This window comes from Nonomuraea insulae (genome assembly GCF_042656245.1).
In genome coordinates, this window is the sequence record NZ_JBHSPA010000052.1 from 186246 (window position 1) to 210280 (window position 24035).

Consider the following 24035-nt stretch of genomic DNA (forward strand, 5'->3'; position numbering starts at 1 on the left):
CCTAGCCGGCTACTCGCGTGGTGATGTCGTCGCCGACCTGGCCGGTCGTGCGGGCGGAGAAACCGGCCAGGCGCTCCACGATGTCGTCGGCGACCGCCTGCTCGACCCTGGCCGACTCGGCGTGCAGGCCGAGGTGGTCGAGGAGCATGGCGACGGACAGGATGGTCGCGGTGGGGTCGGCCTTGCCCTGACCGGCGATGTCGGGGGCGCTGCCGTGCACCGGCTCGAACATGCTGGGCGCCGACCGCTCCGGGTTGATGTTGCCGCTGGCGGCCAGGCCGATGCCGCCGGCGATGGCGGCGCCGAGGTCGGTGATGATGTCGCCGAACAGGTTGTCGGTGACGACCACGTCGAAGCGCTCGGGCTGGCTGACGAAGTACATCGAGGCCGCGTCGATGTGGCAGTAGTCGGTGGTGACCTCGGGGTAGTCGGCGGCCACCTGGTCGACCGTGCGCTGCCACAGGTCGCCGGCGAAGGTGAGGACGTTCGTCTTGTGGACGAGGGTCAGCTTCTTGCGCGGGCGCGCCTTGGCCTTCTCGAACGCGTAGCGCACCACGCGCTCGACGCCGTAGGCGGTGTTGAGCGACTCCTGGGTGGCGATCTCGTGCGGCGTGCCGCGCCGCATGGCGCCGCCGGTGCCGGCGTAGAGGCCCTCGGTGCCCTCGCGGACGACGATCATGTCGATGTCCTCGGGCGAGGTGTCGGCCAGCGGGGTCTCGACCCCGGGGAACAGCTTGACGGGCCGCAGGTTCACGTAGTGGTCGAACGCGAACCGCAGCCGCAGCAGCAGGTCGCGCTCAAGGATGCCGGGCGGCACGCTGGGGTCGCCCACGGCGCCGAGCAGGATCGCGTCATAGCCGCGCAGCTCCTCCAGCACCGAGTCCGGCAGGGTCTCGCCGGTGCGGTGATAGCGTGCGGCGCCCAGATCGTAGTGTGTGGGCTCGATCTTCGTGCCTACTGCCTCCAGGACCTTGAGTCCTTCGGCGACGACCTCGGTGCCGATTCCATCCCCAGGGATGACGGCCAGGCGGATGTTACGCGACTCCATGGGCGGTACCTTACCGGCTCGTCTCGACTGACGAACACACCATCTCACCTCTCGGACGTCCGATTTTGTGGTGTTTGCGACCTTTTGACCGATTCGTTAGAGTCCATCGGGCCTAATCCACACAGCCGCTGTGTGGAGCCGGGGACCCACTTTTCCCTCTGGGGCGAATCGGCATCGCCGTAGGGCCGTCTTCCAGGCCCGAGCCCGTCAGCTAACCCGGCCGGCCGTATGGAAGGACAATGCTTTGTCGCGCATCGTTCTGTCTCGCATTGCCATAGCCCTGGCGGCCGGTGCCGCCGGGCTCATCCTGACCGGTCAGGCCGCGCAGGCCGCCACCGACGACGACACCACCACTCTCACCGGCGCCGAGATCAAGCGCCTCCAGGACAAGCAGACCCCCAAGCCCGCCTGGAAGGTCGCACTCCACTACGCCATGGACAAGCAGGGCACGCCGTACGTATGGGGCGGGGCCAGCAAGAGCGGCTACGACTGCTCGGGGCTCATGCTCAGGTCGTACGGGGCCGCGGGGATCGAACTGCCGCGAACCGCCAGCGAGCAGTACGGGGCGTTCTCCAGAAAGATCGCCTGGAACCACCTCAAGCCCGGCGACCTGGTGTTCTTCAGCGGCCTGGGCCACGTGGGGATGATCTCCAAGCCCGGTTACATGGTGAACGCGCCGCACACGGGCGACGTCGTGAAGGAGGAGAAGCTATCGAGCTGGCGGCGGCAGTCGTTCGTCGGCGCCGTCCGGCCGGACCCGAAGGGCGTACGCCAGTGGTCCAAGCACCTCAAGGAGGTCCGGGAGCCCGCGCCGACGACGCTCACGGCCACCCTCTGAGAGCACCGGGAGCGGCCCCGTCTCACGGCGGGGCCGCTCGTCCGGCGTCCGGAGTCCCTACCGGCCGGAGTCCCTACCGGCCGGAGTTCTGCGGGGCGCCGCCGTTGTCGCGGCGGTCCAGCGCTATCTGAACGGCCTCGGCGGCCTCGTCCTGGTGGTCTTCGGCACGGTTCATCTCGTACATGTGACTCATCTCATTTCGCGGGCACGTTCCAAGGAGGGAAGCCGGATCCCGGTCGCGAATCCGACCGGGCCTGATCTCGTGGTCCGGGTCACGGACCGGACGAAAGGGGGCTTACTGGCCGACACGTCGCCGCTCTCCGCGGCGGGTCGTCGACCTGCCCTAACAGGCCCCGCCGCGGCAGGTAATAAGTACGAGAACCTGGCGCATTACCGGTTACAGTACCTGAGAGAGCTGCTTGGATGTCCTACTATCTCGCATCCTGAGACGCAAAAGGGCCGCCACCCGGAACGGGTGACGGCCCTTCGCACGCGGCAGGTCAGTCCTCCAGGTCCACAGAACGGCCGCTCTCGGCGCCGATCTCGCCGCCGATCTGCTCGACCACGTCGGCGGGGATCGCCGAGTCGACGGTCAGCGCGATGAGCGCCTTGCCGCCCTTGGCGTCGCGGGCCACCTGCATCGAGGCGATGTTGATGCCGTGCTCGCCCAGCAGCCTGCCCACCACGCCGACGATGCCGGGGCGGTCGGCGTAGGTGAAGAAGCACAGGTGGGCCGTCGGCTCGATCTCCATCTCGTAGCCGTTGACCTCGACGATCTTGGTGATCTGGCGGGGCCCGGACAGCGTGCCGGAGACCGAGACCGTACGGCCGTCGGCCAGCACGCCGCGCACGGTCACCACGTTGCGCCAGTCGGGGCTCTCGGAGCTGGTCACCAGCTCGACCGTGATGCCGCGGTCCTTGGCCAGCAGCGGGGCGTTGACGTAGGTGACCTGCTCCTCGACCACGTCGGCGAACACGCCCTTGAGCGCGGCCAGCTCGATCACCCGCACGTCCTGGGCGGCGATCTCGCCGCGCACCTCGATGTCGAGCTTGGTGGCCACCTCGCCGGACAGCGCCGTGAAGACCCGGCCGAGCTTCTCAGCCAGCGGCAGGCCCGGCTTGACGTCCTCGGCGACGACGCCGCCCTGAACGTTGACCGCGTCGGGGACGAACTCGCCCGCCAGAGCCAGTTTCACGCTCCGCGCGACCTGGGTGCCGGCCTTCTCCTGGGCCTCGTGGGTGGAGGCGCCGAGGTGCGGCGTGGCGACGACCTGGTCGAGCTCGAACAGCGGGCTGTCGGTGCAGGGCTCCTTGGAGAAGACGTCCAGACCGGCTCCCGCGACCCTGCCCTCCTTGATGGCCGAGTAGAGCGCGCCCTCGTCCACGATGCCGCCGCGGGCGACGTTGACGATCCGGACGTTCGGCTTGACCTGGTGCAGCTCGCGATCACCGATGAGGCCGAGCGTCTCCTTGGACTTCGGCAGGTGCACGGTGATGAAGTCGGCCTGCTTGAGCACCTCTTCGAGGCTGAGCAGCTTGACGCCCATCTGCGCCGCACGGGCCGGCGGCAGGTAGGGGTCGTAGGCGATCAGCTCGACGCCGAACGGCGCCAGCCGCTGGGCCACGAGCTGGCCGATCTTGCCCAGTCCGAGGATGCCGACGACCTTCTCGTCCAGCTCGACACCGGTGTACTTGGACCGCTTCCACTCCCCGTTCTTCAACGCGGAGTGGGCCTGGGCCGTGTTACGGGCGCTGGCCAGGATGAGGGCGATCGTCTGCTCGGCGGCGCTGGTGATGTTGGAGGTCGGCGCGTTGACGACCATGACGCCGGCCTTGGTGGCGGCCTCGACGTCGACGTTGTCGAGACCGACGCCGGCGCGGGCGACCACGCGCAGCTTGGGCGCCGCGGCGATGGCCTCGGCGTCGATCTGCGTGGCCGAGCGGACGATCACGGCGTCCACGTCGGCGAGGGCGGGCAGCAGTTGGGAACGGTCGGCGCCGTCGGTGTGGCGGACCTCGAAATCAGCGCCGAGTACGGCGAGGCCAGCCTCGGACAGCTCCTCTGCGACCAGAACGACGGGCTTGTTCACGAGTGTGGATCCTTAAGGCACGGCGGGCTGTTGGGGGGACACGTCCACGGATCCCCCCGGCGGTCCCACAGAGTGTATCCGCAGCTTGTGAACGTATTCACGAGGGACCCACGATGTGAGACGGGGACCTCCGTACCCACCGGGCGAAAAACTCATCCACACTGGATGCATCTTTGTCTTGATCGGACGATTTATTCACCATTAGCCTGATAAGCCGTGGCCGACTACCTATGGTTCGTCATATGAGCATCGGGAATCCTGCGCTTGCCGACGTGCTCGCCCAGCATGGCACGCCGCATCGCCTGCTGGGCGCACTTGCCGACGGTGGAGTCCTGGTGGCAGTGCGACCAGATCGTTCCGTCGTCCTGGGGACGACCCAGGCCGGTGACCGGGTGCTGCTCGGATACACCGGCCCCGCTACCTATGCCAGGCACCGCGGCAGCCATTCCCTCTCGGCGTGCGACGCCGACACCATCCTGGACATCCAGCGCGTCACCGGAGTGCGCGAGATCGTGATCGACGCGGCCGGACCAGCCGCCGCGGCCGTGCCCATCGACGATCTGCTGCGCTTCATCACCACGACGCGCGCCGGGCACACACCCGTGTTGTCGGGGGCCGTGCCGGCCGCCTACGCCACGGGTGCGATGGCCACCGTGTCGCGCGGTGCCGCGCTGGCCCAGGTGGCACCCCCCGTCCCCGAGGCGCCCGCGTTCCCGTGGGTCCCCGCGCCGCGGCCCCATCTGTCGGGGCCGATGCAGCAGGTGGACCCGGGGTACCGGCGGTGCGCGCACCCGATCCTGCCGGCGCTGCGCCAGGCGATCGCGTACCTGCTCATGGATTTCCCGCTGGTGCACCACGTCTGGATCTCCGAGGCCCGTACGGCGTCGGGGGCCACGGGGATCATGCTGCATGTGAAGGTGCACATGTCGGCCGCCGAGGACGTCGTACGCGACCTGCACCGTCTGGTACGCGCCCGGCTGCCGCAGTTCGCCGCCTCCGGGGCGCCGATCCTCATGGCCAGGGTGGCCGACGCGCGCAGCGAACGCCGCATGATCGAGATCGGCGCGCACGTGGTGTGCGCGAACGTGAGCGACTGACGGCGGGGCCCGCGAAAGTGGGCCCTACCGAACAAGCTCTCGCTCGGTTTAGATGAGGGCATGATCACACCGGCGGTGACCGCGAACACCGTCCCGAGGGGTGTGCGCCTCGGCTACGGGATGGGCTCGTTCTGCACGGCGACGGTCAACGCGGTTCCCGGCCTGCTGCTGCTGTTCTACATGACGAACTTCCTGGCCGTGCCCGCGTGGCTGGCCGGTGTGGTGGTCACCGCGCCCAAGGTGTGGGACCTGGTCATCAACCCGCTGGTCGGGCGCTGGTCGGACCGGACGGTCTCGCGCTGGGGGCCGCGCCGGCCGTGGTTGCTGGCCGGGGCGTGCACGTTGCCGATCGTGTTCTTCCTGATCTTCGCGGGGCCGCAGCTGACGGGGTACGCGGCCGCGGCCTACGTGGGCGTGTGCTTCCTGGCGACGGCGACGGCGTACGCGTTGTTCGAGGTGCCGTACAAGGCGATGCCCGGCGAGATGACGAACGACTACCACGAGCGCACGTCGCTGCTGCAGTGGCGGATGGTGTTCATCGGCGCGGCCACCGCGATCAGCGGCGTGCTCGCGCCGGCCATCGCCACCAGCGACGGCGCGAACGGCACGCTGAGCAGCTACCGGGTGATGGCGCTCACGATCGCGGTCATCCTGCTCGTCGCCATGCTCGGCTCCTTCTTCGGCACCGCCCGCGCCCCCATGACCGGGGCGCCCGAGGCGGATCGCGGCGGGTGGCGCGAGCAGTTCGCCGCGGTCAAGGGGAACCGGCCGTTCGTGTGGCTGACGGTGCTGGCCTGCACGCAGATGCTGGCCGTCAGCATGATGCTGGCCGCGGCGCCGTACTTCGCGACGTACACGCTCGGCTCGCCCGGCGCCACGCAGACGCTCTTCGCCGCGCTGGTCGGCCCGATCCTGCTGACCATGCCGCTGTGGGTGCGGGTGGCCAAGCGGCTCGACAAGCGCGGCGCGATGGTGCTGGCGGTGGTGTTGTTCGGGGGCGGCACGACGGCGGCCATCGCCACGCCGCTGTTCGGCCCGGTGTGGGCGCACATCATGATCCTGCTGGTCGGCGTCGGGTACGCCGGGCTCCAGCTCATGCAGTTCTCGATGCTCGCGGACGTGATCGCGGAGGACGCGGAGAGGACGGGCAAGCGCCGGGCCGGCGTGCTGACCGGGCTGTGGACGGCCATCGAGAGCGGGGTCAGCTCGTTCGGCGCGCTGATCTTCGGGGTGACACTGTCGATCAGCGGCTTCATCGAGTCCGAGCCCAGCCGGCCGGTCGAGCAGCCGGACAGCGCGGTGACCGCGGTCCTCATCGGGCAGACCGCGATCCCCGCGCTGATCATCTTCGCGTCGGCGCTGATCACACTGAAGTACCGGCTCACGCCGCCCGGCGCGCCCGCTCCGGACGCGTCCGCGTGAACAGGCCCGCGAGCAGCGCCGCCAGCAGGGGCAGGCCCAGCACGAGCCCGGCCAGGAACGCCCACGGCACCGAGATCCCGGCGCCTGCCCACATGCCCGTCAACGGCAGGGAGAGCGCGACCCCGGTGACCGCGCCGCCCGCCAGGCCCAGGACGGCGCCGAGCCCGGCGATGTAGCCCGCCTGCGACGCCGCCACCATCCTGCGGGTCCGTGGACGGCCGCCGACAGCCGACAGGGTGTCGAGATCCCGGCGCATGTCCGCCACGGCCAGCCCGGTGGCGGCGAACGTGCCGCCCAGTGCGAGGATCAACGCCGCGACCAGCAAGGTCGAGAGGATGTAGGCGAGTTCCTCGTCGTTGTCCTGGGCGATGCTGACCGTCGCGCCGACGGTCACCGCCTGCAGGCCGCGCTCGACGCGATCCCAGTCGGACGGGGGAAGCAGAGCGTAGATCCGCCGTTCGGCCATCTTGAACCCGGCTTCCGTCAGGGCCGAGGCGGGCAGCACGGCGCCGCCCTGGTCGGCCTGGGCCCCGGCGGCCACCACGGCCGGCACCCGGATCAGATCGTCTCCGTCCGCCCCGCCGCCTGTGACGGACACCTGAACCGTGCCGTCACTGACCAGCCGGGGATCGAACACCACGGCCTTACCGGCCGCCAGGGCGACCGCGGCTCGCGGATCCTGCCGCCCCTGGAAGAGGGCGAGCAGGCGGGCGTCGCCGATCGCCACGTCTTGGAGATACGTGGGGGCGCACTGGGTGGAGCAGTCACCGCTCTGCCGCCCCACGAGCCCCACCAGGGTCATCCCCTCGCCGCCGGCCACCTCCAGCCCGGTGACCCAGCTCATCCCTGGCACCCTCTCCCGGAAGGCGGCGCGCAGCTCTGACCAGTCCTGGTCGCCGACGCCGGGGGCGCTGACGGTCATGGTGCCCTCGGGGGCCGCGATCCGGTACTCGTCCTGGCGTGCGATGTACATGGTGTTGTAGGCCAGGCCGACGGTGACCGCGCCCATCGTGGCCGCCATGACGGCCGCCACCGCCGACGCCGTACGGCTCCGGTGGCGGGCGCCGTCGCGGACCGACAGGCGCGCCGGGAGCGGCAGGCGCCCGGCGAGTCTCCCGGTGAGGCGCACGAGCCAGGGCGTCAGCGCGATCAGCCCGAACAGGACCACCGTGGCCGACACCACCACGCCCAGCTCGTTGATGCCCTCGACGCCGAGCATCGCGCCCAGCCCCAACAGCACCAGCACCGACCCGAGCAGGGGCCGTCCCGCGCGGTCGCGCACCTCGCCCGGACGGCCCGCGAGCACCTGGGCGGGACTCTGCCCGGCGGCCTGGACGGCCGGCACCACGGCCGCCACCAGGGCACTGACCAGGCCGAGCGCGGCGACGCCGAGCACCTGCGACCACGGCACGTCCGGCGGGCCGCTCGTCCAGTCCAGCGACCGCGCCGCGACCGCCTCGGCGGCCAGGCCGGCGCCGACGCCCAGCGCGGCGCCGATCAGGGCCGCCGCACCGCCGAGGAGGAGACCGTCGGCCAGCACGATCGTCCGCAGGTGGCCAGGGGAGCCGCCCTGTGCGGCGATGGTGGCCAGCTCTCTCCTGCGGCGACGCAACCCGACGGCGAACGCGGGCCCGGCCAGCAGCACCGTCTCCGTGACGACGAGCAGCACGGCGATGGGCATCCAGAGCCACTGATCCGTCTGGCTGGGACGGTAGCGGAACTCCTGCGCGCGCGGGCTCTCGGTGACGGCCCGGGAGGCCACACGTAGTCCCGCCTGGTTCAGCCGTCGCACGTCCTCCCAGGTGACCGGGGCCGGCGTGTCTGCGAGCCAGCCGGCGCCCCGCCACGTGCCCTTGTCCGGCTGCACCGCGTCGTACAAGGCCACGATCTCCAAGGTGCCCGGCCGGTTCGGTTGCTCGACGACGCCCACCACGCGCTTCGGCTCCCCGCGTCTGGTCACCTGGAGCGTGCCGCCGACGCGGACGCCCTCGTCGAGCAGCGCGGGCGTGATCGCGATCTCCTGCGGCGCGGCCGGGAACCTGCCCTCGACCAGCGGCCTCATGCCGGTGCTGAGCCGGTCGCGCAGGTCGATCTCCAGCACGTCCACCGCGTCGTAGCCGTCGTGCAGCCGGGCCTCGCTCGGGTAGGCGTGGAACGGGAGCAGCCGGCCGCCGGTCAGCGCCGTGACCTCGGCGGTCGTCCACCCGGGCGGCCGATCGCCCGTCTGGGCCTGCTGGCCGTACCTGCCGGCGGGGTCCTGGTCGACGGGGTTCCTGCGCAGATGTGACAGGACGGCGGCGTCCGCCACCGAGCCCAGGCGAGAGGGCAACTCCTCGCGCACGGACAAGTCCGTGGTGTCGATCAGTGTCAGGACCCCCGTGATGACGAGGACGGGCAGGCCGATCATGACCATGATGAGGGCGCTGCGGCCCTTGAAGCGCGCGGCGTCCCTGCGGGACAGGCGCAGCGCGGCGAAGAACGCGCTCACCTGGCACTCTCCAGCCGCACGGCGCCCGCCTCGGCGATCTGGCCGTCGCGCAGGTAGATCACGCGGTCGGCCCAGGCGGCGTAGCGGGGCTCGTGGGTGACGAGCAGGACGGCCGCCCCGGCGTCGGCGCGCGTGCGCAGCAGGTGCAGGATCTCATCGCCCGTGGCGGTGTCGAGCGCGCCGGTCGGCTCGTCGGCCAGCAGCAGGCGGCGCTCGCCGGCCAGGGCTCTGGCGATGGCCACGCGCTGGCGCTGCCCGCCGGACAACGCCTCGGGGAAACGGCCGGCGGTGTCCTCCGCCCCCACTTCCGCCAGTACGGCCAGCGCCTCCGTACGGGCCCGGCCGGCCCGGACGCCGTCGAGCTCCCTGGGCAACATCACGTTCTCGGCGGCCGTCAGGGACGGGATCAGGTTCAGGTCCTGGAAGACGTACCCGACGCTGCCGCGTCTGAGGGCGGCCAGGTCCTTCACCCCCGCCAGGTCCCTGCCCTCGATCGTCACGCTGCCCGAGGTGGGCCGGTCGAGGCCGCCCGCCAGGTTGAGCAGTGTGGACTTGCCCGAGCCCGAGGGCCCCATGACCGCCACCAGCTCACCCGCCGCGACCTCCAGGCTCACCCCTCTCAGGGCGCGCACCTGACCGTGCTCGCGGGTGACGTCCTTCAACTCCACCACAGTCATGACTTCTCCTTGGAAACGGCCTCGCAGTGGTCCAGCCAGCGCTGCTCCGCCTCGGCCTTGAAGATCAACGAATCCAGGACCAGCCGTTGCGCGAACCCGCCGGCCGCCTCCCGCTTGGCCCTGGTGAGCTCTTGCAGCCCGCGCATGGTGACCACACGCTGGGCCTGGATGACCTCGGTGACGTCGACGCCGCTCGCCACGGCCATCGCGATCTTGATGGCGAGCTCGTCCCGGGGCCGGTCGGTCTGGGCGACGGGGGTGCCGAACCATCGCTCCAGCTCCCGCCGGCCGGCCCCGGTGATCGTGTAGACGGCGCGGCCCTGATCGTCGGCGCCGCCGGGCTCGACCAGGCCGTCGCGTTCCAGGCGAGCGAGCGTCGTGTAGACCTGGCCGATGTTCAGGGGCCAGGTCGCCCCCGTGGACGCCTCGAACTCCACCCGCAACTGATAGCCGTACCGCGGTTCGCCACTCAGCAGCGCGAGCAGCCCGTGCCTGATCGACATGGATACTGAGTATGCATACTGAGTATGCTCATCGCAACTGATCCGCGTATTCTGGACACGGAGCGAGGTTCAGGCCGATACTCGCTCTATGAGCTCCACGCATCCGCCCTTTCGCGCGTCCGATGGGGAACGCGACCGTGCGATCGACGAGCTCAGGGATCGGGCCGTAGAGGGCCGGATCTCACACGACACCTTCGTGGGCCGGGTGGATCAGGCGCTGCGCGCGCAGAATCGGCACGAGCTCGACGATCTGGTGGCCGACTTCCCGCAGCGGCCCTCGCTCAGGCAGCGGCTGACGGACGCCGTCGCCTCGGTGTCGGAGTTCACCACCAGGCTGCAGTCGGCGTGGCGCAAGCCCCGGCTGCCCCGCCTCGCGCTGCCCGACGACGAACGGCTGCGTTACGTGGTGGGCCGCGGGTCGGCCTGCGACCTCGTCCTGTCCGACCTGACCGTCTCCCGGGTGCACGCCGAGTTGCGCCGTGAGGGCGACGGCGGGTGGATGCTGGTGGACCTCGGCTCGCTCAACGGCACCCGGCTCAACGGGTGGCGGCTGGTGGGGCCCGCGCGGGTGAAGTCGGGCGATGAGATCTCCTTCGGCGACTGCGGATTCATGGTGAGCTCGCACCAGCCGTCCTGAGGCCGGCGCCGGAGACGGCGGCCTCGCGGCGGAGACGGCGGCCGTGCGCTGGGGCGACGGCCCGGTGATGCCCCACAAATACGGATATTTGCGGATTACAGGGTGACTGCGCCTGATCCATGCTCACATGCGATCCCCCAGTCACTTGGAGACCCCATGCGGCGCACCTCAGCCTCCCTCGTCGCGGGCGCGCTCGTCGCGGCCCTCGCGTGGGCGTCAGGACCCTCCACCCCGGCCGTCGCGCTGGACCCCTCGGTGGGCGCGGCGGACCTGACCCAGGACCTCAACCAGATCCTCAGCGACTCACGGCTCACGATCGCCAGGGCGGGCGTCGTGGTCAAGAGCGCGCAGACCGGCGAGCAGTTGTACGCCACCGACGCCGGCAAGCTCCTCATCCCGGCCTCCAACACCAAGCTGTTCACCTCGGCCGCGGCGGCCGACACCCTCGGCCTCGGCTACCGCTTCCCCACCACCGTGCTGAACACCGGCCGCAAGGCGGGCTCGGTGCTGGCCGGCGACCTGGTGCTGCGCGGCACCGGCGACCCGACCATGCTGGCCGAGGACTACGACGCGCTGGCCGCCAAGGTCGCCGCGGCGGGCGTCAAGGTCGTGACCGGCAAGCTGGTGGCCGACGACACCTGGTTCGACGCGCAGCGGCTCGGCAACGACTGGGCCTGGGACGACGAGAGCGCGTACTACGCGGCGCCGATCTCGGCGCTGACCGCCTCGCCCGACCGGGACTACGACGCCGGCTCGGTGATCGTGGCCGTGGCGGCCGACGGGGACAAGGTCAAGGTGTCCACCACGCCCGAGACCGACTACCTGAAGATCGTCAACAGGGCCACGGTGGGCGACGAGACGGACGTGCTCATCGAGCGGCAGCACAGCACGCGCACGGTGGTCATCACGGGCACGGTGGCGGATCCGTACCAGGAGTGGGTGGCCGTGGACGATCCGACGGCGTACGTCTCCTCGTTGTTCCGCAAGGCGCTGGCCAAGCACGGCGTCAAGGTGCTCGGAGCGACCGTCCAGGGCGCGGGTCCCTCCTCGGCCAAGGAGCTGGCCAGGCACGAGTCGATGACGCTGGGCGAGTTGCTGGTGCCCTTCCTGAAGCTGAGCAACAACATCCACGCCGAGATCCTCACCAAGGCCATGGGCCGCAAGGTGTCGAACCAGGGCACGTGGTCGGCCGGACTCAAGGTCAGCACCGACTTCGCCAAGGCGAACGGGGTGCAGGTGATCAACATGCGGGACGGCTCCGGGCTGTCGCGGCGTGACGGGTTCTCGCCGGGCTCGATCGTGCAGCTCCTGTCCGCCGTACGCGGGAAGCCGTGGTTCGGCACCTGGTACGACTCCCTGCCCATCGCGGGCAATTCCGACCGCTTCACCGGCGGCACCCTGCGCAGCCGGATGGGCAACACGCCCGCGGCGAACAACGTGCACGCCAAGACCGGCTCGCTGACCGGCGTCACCTCGTTGTCCGGCTACGTCACGAGCGCGGACGGCGAGCCGTTGATCTTCTCGATCATGCTCAACCAGTACCTGTCGGGCTCGCCGAAGGACATCGAGGACAAGATCGCCGTCCGGCTGGCCCAGTTCTCCAGGACCGCGGCGGCCGGGGATGTCTCCCAGCTTCGCGCCACTGAATCGGGTGCGGGCGACCTGGAGTGCTCGTGGCTGAAGCCTGCCCAGTGTTGAGGCGCCTTTGACGCTCGGGCACCCACCGAGGTTTACCTGGAGCTCCAGCTATAATGCGCAATTTCCGTACATGACCGACTCGGGGATACCAGAATTCGGCGAAGTGTCCCCCTGAACCAAGGGAGCGTCGGGCTTCACCGGCCACACCCCGAGCCGGTTTCCCACCGCACGCCTACGCGCTCCCTTCCTGGCGGACCCGGCCGCGCCTCTCCCCCGCACAAAGGACCGCGGCCGGGTCCGCACCCCCAGTAGCTCAAGGGCGATCGGAGAAGCGGGCCAGGACGAGCGACTCGACGACGCCGACGACCGCGTACGCGAGGATCGACACCGCCGTGACCACCACGATGTCCGCCCACACCTCGTCGTACCTGAAGCCGCCGATCGCCCGCAGGATCTCGGCGCCGATGCCCTGCCCGGTGGCCAGCCACTCGGCGATGAGCGCGCCGATGATCGAGGCGGGCACGGAGATCCGGGCCGAGGCGAAGACCGAGGGCATCGCCGTCGGCACCGCGACCTTGCGCAGGACGGTCAGGCGGTTGCCGCCGTACGCCATGATCAGGTCAGTGGCCTGCGGCGAGGCGGATCGCAGGCCGAAGGCGATGTTGACCAGCGCGGGGAAGAACACCACGATGCCGCCGATGACGGCCACGCCCACGAGGTCCCTGCCGAAGATCAGCGTGATCAGCGGGGTCATCACCACGAGCGGCACCGAACGCAGCAGCATGGCGACCGGCATGAACGTCTGCTCGACGGTCCTGAACAGCACGAACATGACGGCGACGGCGGTCGCGGCGATCATCCCGGAGGCGAAGCCGATGGCGGCGTCCCTGATCGTGATGCCCAGCGCGCCGAACACGGCCTCGCGGTGCGCCTCGGAGGAGGTCAGGTACTCCCAGACCTGCGGCGGGCGCTTGCCCACCAGCGGGCTGATCCCGAACGCCTCCAGCGCCAGCCACCACGCGGCCACGACGATGACGATGGAGGGCGCCAGCGGGCCCACGATCCTCAGCACGGTGCGGCCGATCCCTGAGCCGGTCACTGCGCCTCCCCTCTCGACCAGGGGGTGACCACGCGGGCGACGAGCGCGACGACCGCGTACCCGAGCCCGGCGATCAGGCCGGCCACGAGGGCCAGCCCCCAGGTGCGCGGCACCTGGAACTGCTGCTGGGAGATCATCAGGGACACGCCGAGCCCCTGGTCGTTGCTGCCGAGGTATTCACCGATGATGGCGCCGAGCAGCGCGGACGGGGCCGAGATCTTCAGGCCGGCGAACGTGCTGGGCAGGGCGGAGATGACCTGTACGTAGCGGAGCCTGGCCAGGCGGCCGCCGCCGTACACGGTGACGAGGTCGAGGCTGACCCGGTCGGCGGAGCGCAGCCCGAGCAGGGCGCCGATGAGGGTGGTGAAGAAGACGGAGATGGCCGCGAGGAACACCACGGTCGCGTCACCGCCGAACACCACCAGCACGATCGGCCCGATGGCCAGCAGCGGGACGCAGTAGCTGATCACGGCGAGCTGCGTGGCGACGGCCTCCAGCCTGGGCACGAGCAGCACCAGCAGGGCCACGCCGATGGCCAGTCCGTTGCCCCACAGGAAGCCCTGGACGGCGGCGGAGAGGGTGGCGGAGGTGTTCGGGCCGTAGAAGGCCAGGCCGTCGCGGCCCATGGACTCCAGCACCGCCGGCGGGGTGGGCACGGCACCGCCGTCGGCGAACACCGTCGCGGCCAGCAGCCACCACAGCGCGACGAGGGCGAGGACGCCGATCAGGCCCTGCACACGTCTCATGAGCCGTGCCCGAACAGCAGGTCGCTGAGGTGGTCATGGATGGCGTGGAACTCGGGCGTGCGCATCATGTCCGGCGTGCGCGGGCGCGGCAGGTCGATCTCCACCATCTCGACGACCCGGCCGGGACGCGGGCTCATGACGGCCACCACGTCCGACAGGAAGATCGCCTCGGCTATGCCGTGGGTGACCATGAGCGTGGTGGCGGGCTTCTCGGTCCAGATGCGCAGCAGCTCCAGGTTGAGCCGCTGGCGGGTCATGTCGTCCAGGGCGCCGAACGGCTCGTCCAGCAGCAGCACGCTGGGCTTGACCACGAGCGCGCGGGCGATCGACACGCGCTGGCGCATACCGCCGGACAACTCGGCGGGCCGGGCCTTCTCGAAGCCGTCCAGCCCGACGAGCTTGATCAGGTCCTCGATCACGCCGGGCTCCGGCCTGATCCCGGCCACCTCCAGCGGCAGCCTGATGTTGGCCGCGACGCTGCGCCAGGCCAGCAGCGCCGAGTCCTGGAAGGCGATGCCGAGGTGGTGGCTCCCGCGCAGCTCCTTCGGCGTCTCGCCGTTGACCCGGATCTCGCCCGTCGTGGGCTCCTCCAGGCCGGCCAGGATGCGCAGCACCGTGGACTTGCCACAGCCGGAGGGCCCGAGCAGCGACAGGAACGAGCCCTTCGGCGTCTGGAGGTCCACTCCCTCGACAGCGGTCAGGCCCTTGCCGAACGTCTTGCTCAGCCCGGCGACGCTGATCCCGCTCATGACAGCTTCAGGCTCGGGTCGGCCTTGTAGATCTCGTCCAGGATCGTCATGTCGAAGAGCTGCTCGGCCTTGATGGCCAGGCCGGCCTTGGCCAGCGAGGCGATGTTCTGCTCGATCATCCCGGGCGTCATCGTGAACAGGCCGTTGGCCTTGGCGTCGGGGGTGACCACGAGCTCGTTCTGCATCTTGGCCTCCTCCGTCTGCTCCTTGACGTCGAGGTTCTGGTCCTTGCCGTAGACGGTCGCGGCCAGCTCGGCGGCCTTGGCCGGGTCGGCGACGGCGTCCTTCCAGCCCTTGATCTCGGCGGTCAGGAACGCCTTGAGCTTGTCGCGCTCGTTGTCGATGGTCTCCTGCGTGACCGTGAACGTCTCGGCGACCAGCGGCAGGCCGGCGTCGGCGAGCAGCAGGTACGCCGGATCGTGGCCCTTCATGCGCAGGTTGACCGGGCCGCTGGTGACGAAGCCCACGTACCCGTCGAGCTGCCCGGAGGTGAGCATCGACGGGTCGGACTGGAACGGCACCCTGGTCACGCTGGAGTCGTCGAGCCCGTTGGCCTTGAGCAGCGCGTTCCAGACCAGCTCGTTGGAGTCCTGCACGCCGATCTTCTTGCCGGCCAGGTCCTTGGCGTCCTTGATCGGGTTCTTGTTCAGCGAGATGATCGCGAACGGGTTCTTCTGGAACGTGGCGCCGACGATCTTCAGCGGGGCGCCCTGGAGCACGGCGGGGGCGGTGATGGTGGGCGCCGACAGGCCTGCCCAGCAGCGGCCGGTGGCCAGGCCCGACTCGACCGAGGTGCCGGAGCCGCCGCCGGACAGCAGCTCGACCTGCGTGAACCCGGCCGCCTTGAAGTAGCCGTTGGTGTCGGCGAAGTATTCACCGGCGAACTCGACGTTCTTCTTCCAGGAGAGCTGCAGCTTGACCGACCCGAATCCGCTGCTCGTGGCGGTCGCGCCGCCGTCGTCGCCGCAGGCGGCCAGGCCGAGCGCCAGACCGGCCAGACCTGTTGTCCGCAGGAACGCGCGACGATCGAGGGTAGCCATGATTCTCCTTGGAACGGCCGTGAACATGCAGGTCAGGACGGTATCTATCGATTATTACCATCGTGTGACGGTGGTTTCGGACAAAGAGGGCAATCGGCCGCCCCGGGCGGGGAAGCCCGGAAAAGCGCTGGCGGCGCCTGTAGGTCCCTACGAGAGGGCGGCGTGAGGACCGTAGATCCCTCCAGCCGCCCGGGGGCTCCGGTAGCGTCGAGCGTGAAATGAGACTCGACGGAATCCCCCTTTGGGACGGTACCGAACTTCGCGGCCCGGTCGACCTGACCTGGGAGCCCGACCGGATCACCGGCGTCGGCCCCGCCGCGCCGGCGCACCACGACCTGTGTGTGCTGCCCGGGCTGGTGGACACGCACGTGCATCTCGTCGGCTACGCCGGTTCCGGCGACCCGCCGGACTTCGCGACCTGGCCGTTGACCACCACCAGGGACGAGCAGGTGCTGCACGGCGTCGCCCACGCCCAGCGGGCCATGCGGCACGGCGTCACGACGCTGCGCGACCTGGCGGGCGACGAGGCGCAGATCGCGCTGCGCCGGGTCTTCGACGCCGGGGTGCTGCCGGGGCCGCGCATCCAGGTGCACGGCGTGGTGGGGATGACCGCCGGGCACAACGACCTGTTCGTGCCGCCCGCGTCGCCGCTGCGCAAGCCCACGGCCGACGGGCCCGACGAGTGCCGCAAGCTCGTACGCACCTGGGCCCGCGCGGGCATGGACGGCATCAAGCTCACGACCAGCGGCGGCGTCCTGTCGATCGGCGACAAGAACGTCTGGCGCAACTACACCCGCGACGAGATCAGGGCGGTCGTGGACGAGGCCCACGCGCTCGGCATGCCGGTGGCCTCGCACGCCCACTCCGAGGACGGCATCCGGGTGGCCGTCGAGGAGGGCGTGGACTCCATCGAGCACGGCACCCTCATGAGCCGGGATCTGGCCGAGACGCTGGCCGCCCGCCGCACGCCCGTGGCGCCGACGCTGCTGATCAACGAGGCCATCGCCGAGGGCCGCGTGCCGGTCACGCCGGAGGCGAAGGCCAAGGCCGCCGAACTGGTCGCCACCCGCAACGTGCTGCTGGCCCAGGCCGCCGCGCTCGGCGTGCGGTTCGTGCTCGGCACCGACGCCAACGGCCACCACGTGCAGTTCGGCGACCAGCTCGCCGAGGTCGTGCACATGACGCGCATCCTCGGCATGGACGCGGAGTCGGCGCTGCGCGCGGCCACCTCCGACGCGGCCGACTCGATCGGCCTGCCCGTGGGCCGCATCGCCCCCGGGCTGGGGGCCGACCTGATCGTGTTGCGCGGGCGTCCGTGGGAGCGCATCGAGGACCTGGCCACGGAGAACATCGTGGCCGTGGTCTCACGAGGACGTGTCGTGGCGGGCCGCCTGCCCTGACCGCAGCGCCAGGTACAGGTCCGTACGGTCCCGCATCGACGACATCCGCCGCCCGGTGAGCTCCTCGATCCGCTGCATCCGGTAACGCAGGGTGTTGACGTGCACATACAGCTCGTCGGCGGTGCGCTGCCAGGAGCCGCACGTCTCCAGGAAGGTGTCGAGCGTGCGCAGCAGCTCGGAGCCGTGCCGCGTGTCGTACTCCTCCACCGGCCCCAGCAGGTGGTCGCGGAACGAGCGGCGCGTGCTCGCGGGGAGCGCGGCCAGCAGCAGGTCGAAGCTGTCGATGTCGGCCAGCGACATGATCGACACCGGCCCTGGCCCCGACCTGGCCGACTCCATGCCGCGCCGGGCCGTCTCCAGCGCCTCGCCGAGCTGCGACACGCTGGCGGCCATCTCGCTGATCCCGGCCGCGATGTTCGTCCCCGGCCGGGCGGTGACCAGGCCGCGCAGCTCGTCCGTCAGGCTCTTGCGTGAGGCCCGGCCGTTGACCAGCACGATCGCCTCGCGCGGCGTGCCGCCGACGATCAGATGACGGCCCTTCCTCGCCAGCCCCTCGTGCAGCACCTCGAGCAGGTCGAGCTCGGGTCCGCCGGTCAGCGTGACCGCCATGGCGGTGGTCGGCAGCCCGGGGTCGGCGCCGAGCAGCCGCAGGTGCGCCGACACCTCACCGGGCGGGATCTGGCCGAGCACGTCGAGCAGGGTCTGCGCCCTGACCCGCTCGGCCTTGCGCTGCTCGGTGGCGAACCCCTCGACGGTCACCACCTCGGTGATCGCGCCGAATGCCTGGTCGGGGGCGGCCAGGAGCAGCGGCAACCGCCTGCGCTCGCACGCCTTGACCAGTTGCTCGGGCAGTTCGCCGAGCACGATCAGGCCGACGACCAGCCCGGCGGCGTCGGCGGCCCACAACGCGTCGGCGAAGCGCTCGCAGTCGGCCGGCTCGCCGTACCAGACGCCGCTGGTGAGCACGAGGTCGCCGGACCGCAGGTAACGCCGGGGGTCGGGCAGGTCCGTCGGGTACGCGCGCCGGATCTCCCGGTGGAGCACGTCGGCGCCCGTCACCAGCGTCAGCCGCAGGTCTTCGCGGGCCAGCAGATCCGACAGCCTCATGAAATCTGATGTTATGCCAGCTCAAGGGGTGAGAGTTCAGAGGTTCGCACGATACCTCCCACCACCCGGGGTCCGGTTTACTCGTTGCCATGCGTCCCAAAGCGGAACTCCACCTGCACATCGAGGGCACCCTTGAGCCCGAGCTCGTCGTCGAACTGGCCAGGCGTAACCGGATCGACCTGCCGACCTACGACGTGGAGGCGATTCGCGCGCGCTACTCGTTCGCGAATCTGCAGTCGTTCCTGGACGTGTACTACGAGAACATGGCGGTCCTGCGCACCGAGGCGGACTTCTACGACCTGGCCGCCGCCTACCTGCGGCGGGCCGCCGCGCAGGGCGTGCGGCACGCGGAGATCTTCTTCGACCCGCAGGCGCACCTGAGCAGGGGTGTGCCGCTGGAGGTGGTGTTCGGCGGGTTGTCGGCGGCGCTGAAGGACTCCGGGGTGTCGGCCGCGCTCATCCTGTGTTTCCTGCGTGACCGGGGCGCCGAGGAGGCCGAGCAGGTGTTGCGGGCGGCGCTCCCCCACCGGGAGCAGTTCATCGGGGTGGGGCTGGACTCGGCGGAGGTGGGGTATCCGCCGTCGTTGTTCCGCCGGGTCTTCGAGATCGCGGCCGCCGAGGGGTTGCGCCGGGTGGCGCACGCGGGCGAGGAGGGCGGGCCCGACTACGTGTGGGAGGCGCTGGACATCCTGCGCGTCGAGCGGGTGGACCACGGGATCCGGGCGATGGAGGACCCGCAGCTCGTGGCCAGGTTGCGGGCGGATCGGATCCCGCTGACGGTGTGCCCGCTGTCGAACGTACGGCTGCGCGCGGTACCGTCCCTGCGCGACCACATCCTGCCCGCGATGCTGGACGAAGGGCTGGTCGTGACGGTCAACTCCGACGATCCCGCGTACTTCGGCGGATATGTGGAGGATAACTACGCAGCGTTGCGACGGGAGCTGGGGATGACCGACGAGCAGCTCGACCGGATCGCCCGCAACTCCTTCGAGGCGGCCTTCGCGTACGGGGGCTGAAATACGGGCTGAAAATAAGGCGAAGGGGCCCGCCCTCGTGGGCGGGCCCCTGAATTGCGCTTCTCAAGAGCTGAAGACTGACGTCAGCTCACTGCGCACTTGGTGTCTTCGCTCTTGATGCCAAGGATCTGGCTCAGGATGTCACCGGTCTGGAGGACGAGGACGCCGCTGGTGCTGTTGTCGACCTCTCCGTCCGCGAAGATGTTCTCGTCACCGCAGACGAGGAAGTTCCTGTCCCCGTCCTCATTGGCCCGCGGCCAAGCGGCGGTCGGCGAGTCGGGCGTCGCCGCGAGGGCGGGACCGCCGGACATGAGCAGCCCCCCGACGAGACCGGCCAGGATGAGCCCTGATCTGTACATATCGATTTCTCCCTGATAACTCTCGACTACGCTCCGTAGCTATCGGAGGAAGATCTCCCCCTCACCCCTGTCCAACAAACGCCCACATTTCTGCTCTTGACCTGCGGAAACACCGAGGCTGCCGATAATCGTGCCGAAGGTCGCCTTCCTTGACGAACAGGTGTGCGCGGGTGAAGGTGGGACGCCATCGCCGTGGGGAAATCGTGACCGATGGCGCGCGGCCTCTCCGGGCCTCACACTGGGGCGTATTACGGGGAGGCCGATCATGACCACACGTACCGGGCCATCGGCGCAATTAGCGCCAGAACGGCGCCCTGAGCTCGACGCGATGCGTGCTCTCGTGGTCGTCGGGCTGGTCTTCTTCCACGCGTCGCTGGTGTTCGACTCGCGTGACGACTTCTACGTCAAGAACGCGGAGACGACGGAGATCACGTTCATCATCGCGGCACTCTGCGTGATCTGGGCGATGCCGCTGCTGTTCCTCATCGCCGGGCTGGGGTCCTGGCATTCGATGCGGCGGCGGGGCGCGGGCGGATTCGCCAGGGAACGATTGACCAGGCTGGGCGTACCGCTGGTGTTCGCCACGATCACGATCATCCCGGTGCCGCAGTGGTTGCGGCTGCTCGGCCGGCCCGGCTACGACGAGTCCTACTGGGCGTTCCTGCCGAAGTTCTTCTCGGTGCGGCTGGACCTGAGCGACTTCCCGTTCGTCCTGGACGGGGAGTACTTCGAGACCGGGCACCTGTGGTTCGTGGTGCTGCTGCTGGTGTTCTCGCTGCTGCTCGCGCCCGTGGCGCGGTGGGTGCCGCGCGACCGGGCGTGGCTCGCGGCGATCGCACGGCCGCGTGGCGGGCTGCTGCTGCTCGGGCTGCCGGTCGCGGTGATCTGCGCGCTGGTGGGGCTGGAGGAGGCGTTCGGCGGCTGGAGCCGGTGGGCGTACCTGGCGTTCTTCGTGTACGGGTTCGTCCTCGTGACCGACCCCGGTTTCCGTGCGGCGATGCGGCGTGACCGGCTGCCCGCGGCCGTCGCGGGCGCGGTGCTGATGGCTGTGGGGGTGCCCGGTTTCATCGTCGCGGGCGACGCCCCGGGCGCGGACGCCTTCACGGACCTGACCCCGCTCGCGGTCGGGGTACGGGCCCTGTACGGCCTGGCCGGATGGTGCTGGCTGGTGGCGATCCTCGGCGCCCTCGACCGCCCCTCTCGCGCCCCGTCGGAGAGCGAACTCTCGGAGGCCGGGCCGTCGGAGAGCGAGCCCTCGGAGAGCAGGCCGTCAGGGAGCAGGCCGGCGGAGGCTGGGCTGCGCCGGCGGTTGTCCGCCTACCTGGCTCCGGCCGTGCTGCCGCTCTACATCCTGCACCAGCCGATCGTCGTGGCCGTGGCCTACTTCGTGGTCGGATGGCGGGCGCCGATCCTCCTGGAGTATCTGGTGATCGTGGCGATCTCGCTCGTCCTGACCGTGGCGGCCTACGACGTGCTGGTGCGGCGGACCAGGGTGACGCGGTTCCTGTTCGGGATGCGGGAGCCTACGGCAGGGTCAGGATGACCGGTCCGTCCACGGTGATGGCCACGGTCAATCCATGCCTTTTCTCCCCGGGGTCCAGAACGGCTTCGTCCGTACGTCCTTGCGCTGCCACCCGCGCTCGTTCACCAGATGAGCCCGGACGGCCTGGATCGTCCGCGCCTCCCCCGCCAGGTAGGCCACCCCCGGCCCGTCAGGCAGATCCAGCTCCCTGACCGCCCGCAATAGGGTCTCGGAGCTCGCCGCGGGAGCGCCGTCCCTGCACACCCTCACCAGGCTCCCAGGCAGGTCCAGGTGGCCGTCCGGCCCGTCGGCCTCCACCGCCCCGTACGCGCTCGCCCCCTCGGGCAGGGCCCGCAACATCGCCCCGAACGCCACCGACGCCGTCTCCTCACCCGCGAACAGGTGAAAGGGCGCCTCCTCACGCACCACGAAACCCCCGTCGGGACGGGTGAAGGCGACCTCCTGGCCGGGCTCGACGGTCCTGAGCCAGGTGGCGCCCGGCGAGTCGCCGCCATGGTCGTAGCCGATCAGATCGACGGCCTCCCACTCGGGGTCGTACCGCCAGATCGAGTAGGTGCGCAGGACGCCGCCCAGCGGGCCGCGGTCGCCGATCAGCAGGCGCACGTGCTGGCCCGGCGTCCACTTCAGGTCCGCCAGGTCCGCCCCGCCGATCCTGACCCGCCGCATATTCACGGTGAGCTGCTCGGCCTCGATGACCTCCCCCTGGAGGAACATCCGGTCGAGCAGCCTGCGCGCCAGGGTTCTTCTCACCACTACCTCCTCCTGGGGTCGAGCTGCTCGATCTGCCGGCGCGCGTCAACGAAGATCTCCAGAATGCGCTCCACCACCCTGGGATCCCCATGGGAATGGGCGAGTGTCTTCACGGCCGCCTTGACCAGGCGCAGCGCGGGGCCGACGATCTCGGCGGCCTCGGGCTCGCGGAACATCCCCCACTCACCCCTGCTGGCCGCGCGGCCCCACAGCCGCTCGATCTCCTCGGCCTGCTCGGCGACCACCCGCCCGCCCTCGTCGGTGACGTGGTAGACCTTGCGGCCCTCCTCCTGCTCGACGCGTACGAGCCCCTCGTCCTCCAGCAGTTGCAACGTCGGGTAGATGGAGCCGGCGCTCGGCTCGTAGGTGCCGTTGAACCGGTCACCCAGGCGGCCCATGACCTGGTAGCCGTGGCCGGGCTGCTCGGCGATCAGGGCGAGGATGGCCAGCCGCAGCTCTCCCGGCCCGAAGAAGCGCCCCGTCGGGCCCGCGCCCGGGGTGCGTCGCGCGTTCATCATGTATCGGATGCTATATCGAACGATATACCTGGGTAAAGACGTACTATCTCGAAACCACTTAGAGGGCCAAGAATGCGCTCCGTAACGGCGGGTCACCGCTGAAGGGTCAGAGGCCGTTCCCTGGAGGGCCGTCAGCCGGAGTGCGGTGGGTGGTCGGCCACGGCAGCGCGTAAAGGAAAAAGTGTGAAAAAAGCGACGGACGGGGGAGACGCCCCCGCCCGTCGCTCCGAGCAGGCTCAGGCCTGAAGCCGGCTCGTCATCAGACGCGGAATCAGCCCTTGAGCCAGCTCATCATCGGGCGCAGCGTGGCGCCCGTCTTCTCGATGGCGTTCTCGGACAGCTCCTCGCGGTGACGCTGGAACTCCTTCTGGCCGCTGTCGAACTCCTCGACGAGCTGCCGGGCGAAGGTGCCGTCCTGGATCTCGCCGAGGATGCGGCGCATCTCCTGACGGGTCTCCTCGTTGACGACGCGCGGGCCGCGGGTGTAGCCGCCGTACTCGGCCGTGTCGGAGACCGACCAGTACATCTTGGAGATGCCGCCCTCGTACATGAGGTCGACGATGAGCTTCATCTCGTGCAGGCACTCGAAGTAGGCGACCTCCGGCTGGTAGCCGGCCTCGATGAGCGTGTCGAAGCCCGCCTTGATGAGCTCGGAGACACCGCCGCAGAGCACGGCCTGCTCACCGAACAGGTCGGTCTCCGTCTCCTCCTTGAACGTGGTGCGCAGGGCGCCGGCCCGGGTGCCGCCGATGCCCTTGGCGTACGAGAGCGCCAGGTCGAGGGCCTTGCCCGAGGCGTCCTTCTCGACGGCCACGAGGACGGGCACGCCGCGCCCGGCCTCGAACTGGCGCCTGACCAGGTGCCCGGGACCCTTGGGGGCGACCATGCAGACGTCCACGCCCTCAGGGGCCTCGATGAGGCCGTAGCGGATGTTCAGGCCGTGGCCGAAGAACAGCGCGTCGCCCTCGACGAGATTGGGGGCGACGTGCTCGGCGTACAGGTGGCGCTGGATGTGGTCCGGCGCCAGGATCATCGTGAGGTTGGCCTCTTCGACCGCCTCGGCCGGGGTGACCACGCGCAGGCCGTCGTTCTCGGCCTTCTCGCGGCTCTTGGAGCCCTCAGGCAGGCCGACGCGCACGTCCGCGCCGGAGTCGCGCAGGGAGAGCGCGTGGGCGTGGCCCTGGCTGCCGTACCCCAGCACGGCCACGTGGCGTCCCTGGATGATCGACAGGTCGGCCTGGTCGTCGTAGTAAATCTCGGTCACTTGCTA

Annotated in this window: 22 protein-coding genes and 1 riboswitch; of the genes, 8 read left to right on the forward strand and 14 right to left on the reverse strand. The window is 70.2% G+C overall.

Annotated elements, in window-relative coordinates; genetic code table 11:
* Position 1: 1 nt before the first annotated feature.
* Positions 2-1048 (reverse strand): 3-isopropylmalate dehydrogenase, encoded by a 1047-nt coding sequence (locus ACFPZ3_RS40785; RefSeq protein ID WP_379519714.1) that lies wholly within the window; start codon positions 1046-1048, stop codon positions 2-4.
* A gap of 99 nt (positions 1049-1147) precedes the next feature.
* A riboswitch (cyclic di-AMP (ydaO/yuaA leader) is annotated at positions 1148-1289 on the forward strand.
* A 3-nt stretch (positions 1290-1292) separates the two neighbouring features.
* Between ACFPZ3_RS40785 and ACFPZ3_RS40790 the strand changes: the two genes are divergently transcribed.
* Positions 1293-1886 (forward strand): C40 family peptidase, encoded by a 594-nt coding sequence (locus tag ACFPZ3_RS40790; RefSeq protein WP_379519715.1) that lies wholly within the window; start codon positions 1293-1295, stop codon positions 1884-1886.
* Positions 1887-2386: 500 nt separating this feature from the next.
* On the opposite strand, the gene serA is transcribed toward ACFPZ3_RS40790, so the two are convergent.
* On the reverse strand, positions 2387-3976 hold the full coding sequence (serA, locus tag ACFPZ3_RS40795; RefSeq protein ID WP_379519716.1) for a phosphoglycerate dehydrogenase: 1590 nt from the start codon (positions 3974-3976) through the stop codon (positions 2387-2389).
* Between the two features lie 242 nt (positions 3977-4218).
* On the opposite strand from serA, the gene ACFPZ3_RS40800 reads away from it, so the two are divergent.
* On the forward strand, positions 4219-5073 hold the full coding sequence (locus ACFPZ3_RS40800; RefSeq protein WP_379519717.1) for a hypothetical protein: 855 nt from the start codon (positions 4219-4221) through the stop codon (positions 5071-5073).
* A gap of 60 nt (positions 5074-5133) precedes the next feature.
* Positions 5134-6495 (forward strand): MFS transporter, encoded by a 1362-nt coding sequence (locus ACFPZ3_RS40805; protein ID WP_379519718.1) that lies wholly within the window; start codon positions 5134-5136, stop codon positions 6493-6495.
* Here ACFPZ3_RS40805 and ACFPZ3_RS40810 read toward each other — a convergent pair.
* From ACFPZ3_RS40810 to ACFPZ3_RS40820, 3 genes are read right to left on the reverse strand one after another with little or no spacing between them, the layout of a single operon-like run.
* On the reverse strand, positions 6455-8983 hold the full coding sequence (locus ACFPZ3_RS40810) for an FtsX-like permease family protein (RefSeq protein WP_379519719.1): 2529 nt from the start codon (positions 8981-8983) through the stop codon (positions 6455-6457). The genes ACFPZ3_RS40805 and ACFPZ3_RS40810 overlap by 41 nt on opposite strands.
* Positions 8980-9660 carry an ABC transporter ATP-binding protein gene (locus ACFPZ3_RS40815; RefSeq protein ID WP_379519720.1) on the reverse strand — a complete coding sequence of 227 codons (681 nt, stop codon included), beginning with the start codon at positions 9658-9660 and terminating at the stop codon, positions 8980-8982. Before ACFPZ3_RS40815 ends, ACFPZ3_RS40810 begins: the two co-directional genes overlap by 4 nt.
* On the reverse strand, positions 9657-10163 hold the full coding sequence (locus ACFPZ3_RS40820; RefSeq protein ID WP_379519721.1) for a PadR family transcriptional regulator: 507 nt from the start codon (positions 10161-10163) through the stop codon (positions 9657-9659). The genes ACFPZ3_RS40815 and ACFPZ3_RS40820 overlap by 4 nt, the downstream gene beginning before the upstream one ends.
* An 88-nt stretch (positions 10164-10251) precedes the next feature.
* Here ACFPZ3_RS40820 and ACFPZ3_RS40825 point away from each other — a divergent pair, with 88 nt between their 5' ends.
* Positions 10252-10800 (forward strand): FHA domain-containing protein, encoded by a 549-nt coding sequence (locus tag ACFPZ3_RS40825; protein ID WP_379519722.1) that lies wholly within the window; start codon positions 10252-10254, stop codon positions 10798-10800.
* A 156-nt stretch (positions 10801-10956) separates the two neighbouring features.
* A complete protein-coding gene (gene dacB / locus ACFPZ3_RS40830) occupies positions 10957-12498 on the forward strand; it encodes a D-alanyl-D-alanine carboxypeptidase/D-alanyl-D-alanine endopeptidase (protein WP_379519723.1) in 1542 nt (513 codons plus the stop codon).
* Between the two features lie 253 nt (positions 12499-12751).
* On the opposite strand, the gene ACFPZ3_RS40835 is transcribed toward dacB, so the two are convergent.
* Genes ACFPZ3_RS40835 through ACFPZ3_RS40850 form a run of 4 tightly spaced genes read right to left on the reverse strand, consistent with a single transcriptional unit; the run spans position 12752 to position 16072 of the window.
* Positions 12752-13537: an ABC transporter permease gene (locus ACFPZ3_RS40835; RefSeq protein WP_379519724.1), complete on the reverse strand. Its 786-nt coding sequence runs from the start codon at positions 13535-13537 to the stop codon at positions 12752-12754.
* A complete protein-coding gene (locus tag ACFPZ3_RS40840; protein ID WP_379519725.1) occupies positions 13534-14283 on the reverse strand; it encodes an ABC transporter permease in 750 nt (249 codons plus the stop codon). Before ACFPZ3_RS40840 ends, ACFPZ3_RS40835 begins: the two co-directional genes overlap by 4 nt.
* Positions 14280-15032 (reverse strand): ABC transporter ATP-binding protein, encoded by a 753-nt coding sequence (locus ACFPZ3_RS40845; RefSeq protein WP_379519726.1) that lies wholly within the window; start codon positions 15030-15032, stop codon positions 14280-14282. The genes ACFPZ3_RS40840 and ACFPZ3_RS40845 overlap by 4 nt, the downstream gene beginning before the upstream one ends.
* The gene (locus ACFPZ3_RS40850; protein ID WP_379519727.1) at positions 15029-16072 is read right to left on the reverse strand and encodes an ABC transporter substrate-binding protein; all 1044 of its coding nucleotides are present in this window, start codon (positions 16070-16072) and stop codon (positions 15029-15031) included. The genes ACFPZ3_RS40845 and ACFPZ3_RS40850 overlap by 4 nt, the downstream gene beginning before the upstream one ends.
* A gap of 218 nt (positions 16073-16290) precedes the next feature.
* Between ACFPZ3_RS40850 and ACFPZ3_RS40855 the strand changes: the two genes are divergently transcribed.
* Complete coding sequence (locus tag ACFPZ3_RS40855) at positions 16291-17472, forward strand: metal-dependent hydrolase family protein (RefSeq protein WP_379519728.1); 1182 nt, start codon at positions 16291-16293, stop codon at positions 17470-17472.
* On the opposite strand, the gene ACFPZ3_RS40860 is transcribed toward ACFPZ3_RS40855, so the two are convergent.
* The gene (locus tag ACFPZ3_RS40860; RefSeq protein WP_379519729.1) at positions 17437-18579 is read right to left on the reverse strand and encodes a PucR family transcriptional regulator; all 1143 of its coding nucleotides are present in this window, start codon (positions 18577-18579) and stop codon (positions 17437-17439) included. The two genes, ACFPZ3_RS40855 and ACFPZ3_RS40860, sit on opposite strands and share 36 nt — an antisense overlap.
* 89 nt (positions 18580-18668) lie before the next feature.
* On the opposite strand from ACFPZ3_RS40860, the gene ACFPZ3_RS40865 reads away from it, so the two are divergent.
* Positions 18669-19595, forward strand: coding sequence for an adenosine deaminase (locus tag ACFPZ3_RS40865; protein WP_379519730.1), 927 nt, complete (start codon positions 18669-18671; stop codon positions 19593-19595).
* 83 nt (positions 19596-19678) lie between these two features.
* Here the strand turns inward: ACFPZ3_RS40865 and ACFPZ3_RS40870 are convergent, their stop codons facing one another.
* A complete protein-coding gene (locus ACFPZ3_RS40870; RefSeq protein ID WP_379519731.1) occupies positions 19679-19954 on the reverse strand; it encodes a hypothetical protein in 276 nt (91 codons plus the stop codon).
* A 265-nt stretch (positions 19955-20219) separates the two neighbouring features.
* Between ACFPZ3_RS40870 and ACFPZ3_RS40875 the strand changes: the two genes are divergently transcribed.
* Positions 20220-21497, forward strand: coding sequence for an acyltransferase family protein (locus ACFPZ3_RS40875; protein ID WP_379519732.1), 1278 nt, complete (start codon positions 20220-20222; stop codon positions 21495-21497).
* Between the two features lie 27 nt (positions 21498-21524).
* Here ACFPZ3_RS40875 and ACFPZ3_RS40880 read toward each other — a convergent pair whose 3' ends face one another.
* From ACFPZ3_RS40880 to ilvC, 3 genes are all read right to left on the reverse strand, one after another.
* Complete coding sequence (locus ACFPZ3_RS40880; protein WP_379519733.1) at positions 21525-22247, reverse strand: siderophore-interacting protein; 723 nt, start codon at positions 22245-22247, stop codon at positions 21525-21527.
* Positions 22248-22249: 2 nt separating this feature from the next.
* Positions 22250-22765 carry a PadR family transcriptional regulator gene (locus tag ACFPZ3_RS40885; RefSeq protein WP_379519734.1) on the reverse strand — a complete coding sequence of 172 codons (516 nt, stop codon included), beginning with the start codon at positions 22763-22765 and terminating at the stop codon, positions 22250-22252.
* 271 nt (positions 22766-23036) lie between these two features.
* On the reverse strand, positions 23037-24020 hold the full coding sequence (gene ilvC, locus ACFPZ3_RS40890) for a ketol-acid reductoisomerase (protein ID WP_379519829.1): 984 nt from the start codon (positions 24018-24020) through the stop codon (positions 23037-23039).
* Positions 24021-24035 lie beyond the last annotated feature (15 nt).

Excerpts from the sequence above, each read along its gene's own strand:
- ACFPZ3_RS40785 (WP_379519714.1), bottom strand. The coding sequence starts at position 1,048 with ATGGAGTCGCGTAACATCCGCCTGGCCGTCATCCCTGGGGATGGAATC.
- ACFPZ3_RS40800 (WP_379519717.1), top strand. The coding sequence starts at position 4,219 with ATGAGCATCGGGAATCCTGCGCTTGCCGACGTGCTCGCCCAGCATGGC.
- ACFPZ3_RS40805 (WP_379519718.1), top strand. The coding sequence starts at position 5,134 with ATGATCACACCGGCGGTGACCGCGAACACCGTCCCGAGGGGTGTGCGC.
- ACFPZ3_RS40815 (WP_379519720.1), bottom strand. The coding sequence starts at position 9,660 with ATGACTGTGGTGGAGTTGAAGGACGTCACCCGCGAGCACGGTCAGGTG.
- ACFPZ3_RS40820 (WP_379519721.1), bottom strand. The coding sequence starts at position 10,163 with ATGTCGATCAGGCACGGGCTGCTCGCGCTGCTGAGTGGCGAACCGCGG.
- ACFPZ3_RS40825 (WP_379519722.1), top strand. The coding sequence starts at position 10,252 with ATGAGCTCCACGCATCCGCCCTTTCGCGCGTCCGATGGGGAACGCGAC.
- dacB (WP_379519723.1), top strand. The coding sequence starts at position 10,957 with ATGCGGCGCACCTCAGCCTCCCTCGTCGCGGGCGCGCTCGTCGCGGCC.
- ACFPZ3_RS40840 (WP_379519725.1), bottom strand. The coding sequence starts at position 14,283 with ATGAGACGTGTGCAGGGCCTGATCGGCGTCCTCGCCCTCGTCGCGCTG.
- ACFPZ3_RS40845 (WP_379519726.1), bottom strand. The coding sequence starts at position 15,032 with ATGAGCGGGATCAGCGTCGCCGGGCTGAGCAAGACGTTCGGCAAGGGC.
- ACFPZ3_RS40850 (WP_379519727.1), bottom strand. The coding sequence starts at position 16,072 with ATGGCTACCCTCGATCGTCGCGCGTTCCTGCGGACAACAGGTCTGGCC.
- ACFPZ3_RS40855 (WP_379519728.1), top strand. The coding sequence starts at position 16,291 with ATGAGACTCGACGGAATCCCCCTTTGGGACGGTACCGAACTTCGCGGC.
- ACFPZ3_RS40860 (WP_379519729.1), bottom strand. The coding sequence starts at position 18,579 with ATGAGGCTGTCGGATCTGCTGGCCCGCGAAGACCTGCGGCTGACGCTG.
- ACFPZ3_RS40865 (WP_379519730.1), top strand. The coding sequence starts at position 18,669 with ATGCGTCCCAAAGCGGAACTCCACCTGCACATCGAGGGCACCCTTGAG.
- ACFPZ3_RS40870 (WP_379519731.1), bottom strand. The coding sequence starts at position 19,954 with ATGTACAGATCAGGGCTCATCCTGGCCGGTCTCGTCGGGGGGCTGCTC.
- ACFPZ3_RS40875 (WP_379519732.1), top strand. The coding sequence starts at position 20,220 with ATGACCACACGTACCGGGCCATCGGCGCAATTAGCGCCAGAACGGCGC.
- ACFPZ3_RS40885 (WP_379519734.1), bottom strand. The coding sequence starts at position 22,765 with ATGATGAACGCGCGACGCACCCCGGGCGCGGGCCCGACGGGGCGCTTC.